We start from the raw sequence: 5,832 nt of genomic DNA on the forward strand, positions 1-5,832 counted from the left end.
CGTGCCGCCGAGCGCCTGCACCTGAGCCAGCCGGCGGTGAGCCACGCGCTGGCGCGGTTGCGGGACTTGCTCGGAGACGCGTTGCTGGTGCGCCAGGGCAGCTCGCTGGTGCCCACTGCTCGTGCTCTGGAACTGGCCATGCCGCTGGCGGAAGCGCTGGCCCAGGTACAGGCGCTGCTGGAGCCCAATCGTTTTGATCCGGCGTCGGCCAAGCGCACCTTCCGGGTCGCCATGTCGGACTACAGTGCGGCGATTTTCTTGCCGGGACTGGTGCGCACCTTGCGCCGGGAAGCGCCGGGGATTGATTTGCAGATTATCCAGGCCAGTCGCGAAGGCATGCTTGACGGTGTGCTCAATGGCGATATCGACCTGGCGGCCGGGGTGTTTCCCGACATGCCTGCCGAACTGCGCAGCACGCCGCTGTTTGAAGAGCATTACGTGTGCCTGGTGGACCGTGACAGCCTGCCGGCAAGCGGTGTACTCGACCTGCCCACCTATCTGGCGCGGCCCCACGTATTGCTGGAAATGCGTGGCAGCGGCACCCCGGAAATCGAACGGGCGCTGACGGCGATTCGTGAGCGCCGGCACGTGTCTATCAGCTTGCCTCATTGGGGTGTTGCGCCGCAGTTGATCCAGGGCACGGACCTGATTCTTACCGTGTCGTCTCGCGGGCTGCTGAACATTGATCACGAACAGTTGTTGGCGGTGCCGCCGCCGTTTCACATTCCGTCGTTTGCGTTTGTGCTGGCGTGGCATTCGCGGCGGGGTGGGGACGCGGCGTTGCAGTGGTTGAATGGGCAGGTGCAGGTTGTGATACAGGGTTGATCGGCGTTACCAACTGTTCGGTGGTTGGCGCCGTGTGTGAAATATTCGAAGAACCTGTAACCGTCCCTCGCGAATACGATATGGCACGAGATAGGGCCAGCGTGGCATCACCCACTCACGTGTACCAGGAACGCGTCCTTCTCGACCCATCGCCGGAAACTCAGCAACATGCTCAAGCCCCGTCCGGATGGCCTGAACAAACTCATAAGCCGCTTTGGGGTTTTCCTGGGCGATGAAAGCTGCTTCATCATCAAGATTTTTGAGTGCTGCCTTCAGCCACTCAACGCGCATTGGCACGCCATTTGTTTGCCACTGCGTCTACTTCGGCGGCAGTTGCAAAGTCACCCGCATCGGCTTCTTTCAACGCCTTTTGAATTTCCTCGATTTGCCATGCTTCACGCGTCAGGTATTCGCGTAACGCATCGACGGCGAGGAACGATTTGCTGCGCCCGGTGGCCTTGGCAAGGCTGGCGAGTGTTTCGGAGATGTCTTCAGGTAGACGTAATGACATGACCGACATAAGTGCCTCGATGTAGTGATGTGTAATACAACATACTACATTGTCACCGTTGCATCTTTGTGTCCCGTTCGTCAGGACTGCTCCTCAGTAAGCACTGACGACCGTTCGTCGCACTAACAAGTTTTTTCTAAACCTTTGCCGCCCTGAAAATTCAGATTCAGAGCGGGGCTCGTTTCCCTGCACCTGTTTATTACCTGGAGGAACCCATCATGAGCCGCATGGCTATCCGGTTACGCACCGCCAGTTTCGCGATGCTGCTGGGCCTCGGCGCCAGCAATGCTTTCGCCCAGTCGCCTGCCGATTTCATCGAGCAGGCTTCGGCCAAGGGCATGGCCGATATCGAGACCAGCCGCATGGCACACGCCAAGACTTCGTCCCAGGAGATCAAGGACTACACCATCGAAGTCATCAATGAACGCACCCTGGCCAATCAGCACCTGGCGGCCATCGCCAAGAAGCTCGACTTGCCGGTGGCCCCACGGGACAAGATTGTCGACAAGGCCGAATCGCTGATGCCCGAGCTCAAGGACGGCGACTCCTTTGACGCCGCCTACACCGCCCAGCAGATCAAGGCCAACGAAGACGCGATCGCCTTGTTCAAGCAGGAGGGCGCCGAGTCCGATATCCCGGAAATAAAGGCTTTGGTGGATGAGACCTTGCCCAAGTTGGAAGAGCGCCTGGAGAAAGCCCGGGCGCTGGCGTCGACGTACGGTAAGGGTCACCAGGGCGACGGTTGATTGCCTTGAGTACCCCATGAAAAACGGTGGCTGGAGTGATCCAGCCGCCGTTTTTTTATGCCTGGTTCAGGTCCGTCTTGGACCGGCCATTGTCATCCGTTGTTTCGGTAACCAGCGTCGTCACAGTGATGGTTTCACTGTCGCCGATGGTCTTGTATTCCTTGCGCAGTTTCTCCAGTTCCTTGCGGTCCAGGCCGTCCAGGCTCAATACGGCGTTTTGTGCATCCTTGGTGGCGCGCAGCAACTCGTCAATCTTGATATGCAAAATGTCGTTGTCGCGGTTTTGCGTGTTCTGGATCAGGAACACCATCAGGAAGGTGATGATGGTGGTGGAGGTGTTGATGATCAGCTGCCACGTGTCGTTGTAGTGGAAATAAGGCCCGCTCAGACTCCACAGGAGGATCAATCCCACCGCCGCGTAGAACGTGCGGGCGCTGCCTGCCCAGCGGGACAGGGATTGTGAGATGGCGGAGAATTTCATGACCGTTTTCCTATAAGGGTGGGTGATGAAAATACTGACCGCAGGCGCGCTCTGAAATTTCTTTTTACAATTGAGGATCTGAACAAAGTTGTACGTTTTCCTGCTGGGGGTCAGCCGTGATCCTCCAGCGCCAGCAGATACTGCTTGGCCTCAAGCCCGCCGGCGAACCCGGTCAAGCCACCCGACGCACCAATCACCCGATGGCACGGCGCAACAATCGAAATCGGATTGCGCCCGTTGGCGGCGCCGACGGCACGCACGGCCTTGGGGTTGCCTATCTGCGCAGCGATCTGGCTGTAGCTGCGGGTCTCTCCGAACGGGATGGTCAACAGCGCCTGCCAGACTTTCTTCTGGAAGTCGGTGCCGGCGAAGTCCAGTTCCAGCTCGAAACGATTGCGGGCACCGGCGAAGTACTCCTTCAACTGTCGCTCGGTCTCCAGCAGTACCGGGCTGTTGCTGGCTTCTTGCAGGGCACCCAGGCGAACGCGATTGGGCCGCTCTTTTTCCCAGAGGATGGCGGTGAGTTTTCCGTCACGGGCCACGAGGGTCAGTTGGCCGACGGGGGAGGGCATGTATTTGTATTCGTAGGACATGGTCGGGCTCCTTGAGTGGATATGGCTCTACTGTAGATGGGCCGGCCCAGGGTGGAACTACGTTTCTTGCGGTCGAATTCGCGAACGACTTAGAAGTTCCAGTAAACCCAATCGGCGTAATACGGATACCAATAAAACCACGAGAACCAGTACAGCGCCTTGAGTACCGATGCCGTGCCAATGGCAAAAAATGAAGCGATGTTGAGCAGCGTGATGATCACGGCAAATACGGTTACACGCCGACTGGCATGCAGTTGGGCAAACCGGGCGCCATAAACGGAGGCCGTGATGGACGCCAGCACCAACACGAGTCCCAGCGCAAAGGGCAGCCTGAGGAACGAGAGCAGCAGAGGAGCGATCAGCACCCAGCCCAGTACCTTGCGCAGTACGGGGCTGGGCGTGCGGTGTGAGGGAGGGAGCATTGCGCGGTTCCTTGAAGTGCTGTTACCGGTCCTGTTGCAATACCTTGAGGGCAGCAGACGCAAGAAAGCCCGAACGGCTTTTTTCTTCCGGATGATGCAGGACGTATTCGTCAATGCGGTTCAGCAGATAGCCGGGCAGCGTGATATTGAGTTTCTGTGCCTTGCCCAGGTACTTGGTCACATCAATATCCACCACCGCCCACGTGCAGCCGGCATATTGCGGGTTGGCGGCATGGAGGGTGACTTTCTGTGCTGTAGGAATGGGCGCACCGTCTTCTGCGAGGATCTCGAAGTGGCCTTCGATCGCTTCGCGAGCCATGGCCATGGCGTCGTCCAGATCATCTCCAGCTGAGAAGCAACCGGGAATGTCCGGGACTTCCACACCCCAGGCATGGTCCTCGTCACCGGTTGAAATTGCGATTGGGTACAGCATGTTTGTTGTCCTCCACGAACGTGTTAGCTGAGCAGAGCTTGTTTCAAAATGCTCTTTGCGGTCTTGTCCAGCAGGTCCTTTTTAGGATGGGGAATCGTCACCAGCCCCGGCTTTGTCGGGTGCTTGAAATGATGATGGCTGCCTCTGATTCGCACCAGATACCAGCCATCCGCAACGATGTGACCTATCAAATATCGGCTGTCCACAGCACCTCCTTGTGGTGTGTGTTGGTGGAGACTATAACCACTGAAAATAAATTATCAACACTCTACCTACCAGCGGTCGATGACCGGTGTTTCTGTAGGGCGCGTATGTAGTGTATGAGCGCATGGGGACGGTGCCCGGCGGAGGTATTGCGAGGTTTTTCGAGAGAACAATCAGGCTTTCTGACGAGCCTGCAGCAACTCATCAATTACCGTGAGAAATGCCGTGACCATCAAGCTGCTTGCGCCGCTGCGCGTAAGAACGAGCAACCGTGCATACGCTTCCGCGTCCACCAACGGCCGATACGTCACGCCCTTGTTCATCAAACTCTGCGTACATTCCGGCACCAGCGCCACACCTTGTCCCGCCGCCACCAGTGCAATGATCGAGGTAATTTGCCGTCCCGACGGCCCGGCCCTCAGTGGCAAACCTTTGTGCCGATAAAGCTGCTCAATGGACTGGTTAAGCCCCGAGCCATAATCGGCTGGGAACAGAATCAACGGGTACCCACTCAACTGCGCCAGGCTGACCTCGGCCTGGTTGGCCAACGGGCTGTCGCTGGACACCGCCGCCACCAGCCGCTCCTCACCCAACGACAACGCTTGCACCTCAGTCTGACCGTCCTGGGGCAGTAACCGGCTCAAGCCGATATCCAGGCGGCCATCAGCCACCTGTGCGCCCAGGCTGCCGGAGGCGCATTCCACCAGCGTCAGTTGCACATCGGGAAAGCGTTGGGCGAAGGCTTGAATCGCTTGGCTGAACAAGTCCGACAGGGCTATCGAACTGACGTAACCCAGCGCCAGTTGCCCGGCGGCACCCGCCGCCAGTTTGCCCGCGATGACTTCAGCGAGGTCGACCTGCTCCAGCACCGCCCGTGCGTAGGGCAGGAACGCGCGCCCCTGGGGAGTGAGCGAAACCGTGCGACTGGTGCGGTCGAACAGGCGAAATCCCAGCTCAGTCTCCAGCGCGGAAATCTGCCGGGTCAACGGCGGCTGGGCCAGGTGCAGGCGAATGGCCGCTCGGCCGAAGTGCAATTCTTCGGCGACGGTCAGAAAGTAACGCAGCTTGCGTAGGTCGAGCATCCTGGCCCCAGGGTATTGATCGGTTCGAAATCGGTATTGGTCTCGGGTGTGCGGGTCATTCTATAAAGGCCTCAGATAATAAAACGAGAGGTTTCATGAAACCGCGCCTGCATTGTGCCCGTCTTGCCCTGTTCCTGTGTGGCTGCGCGGCGTTTCTCAACCTCTACGCCACCCAGAGCATTTTGCAGACCCTTGCCGCCAACTTTGAAGTGAGCGCCAGGGCGGCCGGTTGGAGCATTACCGTCACCACCTTGGCGGTAGCGCTGACCGCGCCCTTTGTCAGCCGCCTGACCGGGCGTTTTGAGCAACGCACGGTGATCTCGGCGGCCGCGCTGTTGCTGGCGTTGCCGGCTTTGATGACTGCCTATGCCAGCAGCTTTGCCGAACTGCTGGTGTGGCGCTTTATCGAAGGCATGCTGATCCCCGTGGTGTTCGCCACCAGCGTGGCCTACATCGGTGATCGCTGGCGCGGCGGCACCGTCACCGAAGTCACCAGCCTCTATGTGGCCGGCACCGTGCTCGGCGGGTTTGCCGG

General features: G+C 58.8%; 11 protein-coding genes. 3 read left to right on the top strand and 8 right to left on the bottom strand.

Annotated features, from left to right (window positions below):
* Positions 1-825, top strand: an 825-nt coding sequence (locus HX846_RS07495; RefSeq protein WP_178965198.1) for a LysR family transcriptional regulator, incomplete at its 5' end; no start/stop codon positions are given.
* Positions 826-831: 6 nt separating this feature from the next.
* Here the strand turns inward: HX846_RS07495 and HX846_RS07500 are convergent.
* The gene (locus HX846_RS07500) at positions 832-1,116 is read right to left on the bottom strand and encodes a type II toxin-antitoxin system RelE/ParE family toxin (protein ID WP_008437803.1); all 285 of its coding nucleotides are present in this window, start codon (positions 1,114-1,116) and stop codon (positions 832-834) included.
* A complete protein-coding gene (locus HX846_RS07505; protein ID WP_008437804.1) occupies positions 1,106-1,345 on the bottom strand; it encodes a CopG family ribbon-helix-helix protein in 240 nt (79 codons plus the stop codon). Before HX846_RS07505 ends, HX846_RS07500 begins: the two co-directional genes overlap by 11 nt.
* A gap of 209 nt (positions 1,346-1,554) precedes the next feature.
* Between HX846_RS07505 and HX846_RS07510 the strand changes: the two genes are divergently transcribed.
* Positions 1,555-2,082 carry a DUF4142 domain-containing protein gene (locus tag HX846_RS07510; protein WP_003212082.1) on the top strand — a complete coding sequence of 176 codons (528 nt, stop codon included), beginning with the start codon at positions 1,555-1,557 and terminating at the stop codon, positions 2,080-2,082.
* Positions 2,083-2,137: 55 nt separating this feature from the next.
* Here HX846_RS07510 and HX846_RS07515 read toward each other — a convergent pair whose 3' ends face one another.
* From HX846_RS07515 to HX846_RS07540, 6 genes are all read right to left on the bottom strand, one after another.
* Positions 2,138-2,563 (bottom strand): low affinity iron permease family protein, encoded by a 426-nt coding sequence (locus HX846_RS07515; protein ID WP_003212079.1) that lies wholly within the window; start codon positions 2,561-2,563, stop codon positions 2,138-2,140.
* Positions 2,564-2,673: 110 nt separating this feature from the next.
* Positions 2,674-3,156, bottom strand: coding sequence for a methylated-DNA--[protein]-cysteine S-methyltransferase (locus HX846_RS07520; protein ID WP_003212078.1), 483 nt, complete (start codon positions 3,154-3,156; stop codon positions 2,674-2,676).
* Between the two features lie 89 nt (positions 3,157-3,245).
* Positions 3,246-3,578 carry a hypothetical protein gene (locus tag HX846_RS07525; protein ID WP_178965199.1) on the bottom strand — a complete coding sequence of 111 codons (333 nt, stop codon included), beginning with the start codon at positions 3,576-3,578 and terminating at the stop codon, positions 3,246-3,248.
* Between the two features lie 22 nt (positions 3,579-3,600).
* The gene (locus tag HX846_RS07530) at positions 3,601-4,011 is read right to left on the bottom strand and encodes a type II toxin-antitoxin system HicB family antitoxin (protein WP_003212074.1); all 411 of its coding nucleotides are present in this window, start codon (positions 4,009-4,011) and stop codon (positions 3,601-3,603) included.
* 23 nt (positions 4,012-4,034) lie between these two features.
* The gene (locus HX846_RS07535) at positions 4,035-4,217 is read right to left on the bottom strand and encodes a type II toxin-antitoxin system HicA family toxin (protein WP_003189411.1); all 183 of its coding nucleotides are present in this window, start codon (positions 4,215-4,217) and stop codon (positions 4,035-4,037) included.
* A gap of 171 nt (positions 4,218-4,388) precedes the next feature.
* Positions 4,389-5,297 carry a LysR family transcriptional regulator gene (locus HX846_RS07540; protein ID WP_087692622.1) on the bottom strand — a complete coding sequence of 303 codons (909 nt, stop codon included), beginning with the start codon at positions 5,295-5,297 and terminating at the stop codon, positions 4,389-4,391.
* A gap of 95 nt (positions 5,298-5,392) precedes the next feature.
* Between HX846_RS07540 and HX846_RS07545 the strand changes: the two genes are divergently transcribed.
* On the top strand, positions 5,393-5,832 hold a 440-nt coding region (locus HX846_RS07545; protein ID WP_178965200.1), incomplete at its 3' end, for an MFS transporter.

The sequence above is a fragment of the Pseudomonas sp. K5002 genome (genome assembly GCF_013386655.1).
GTDB lineage: Bacteria > Pseudomonadota > Gammaproteobacteria > Pseudomonadales > Pseudomonadaceae > Aquipseudomonas.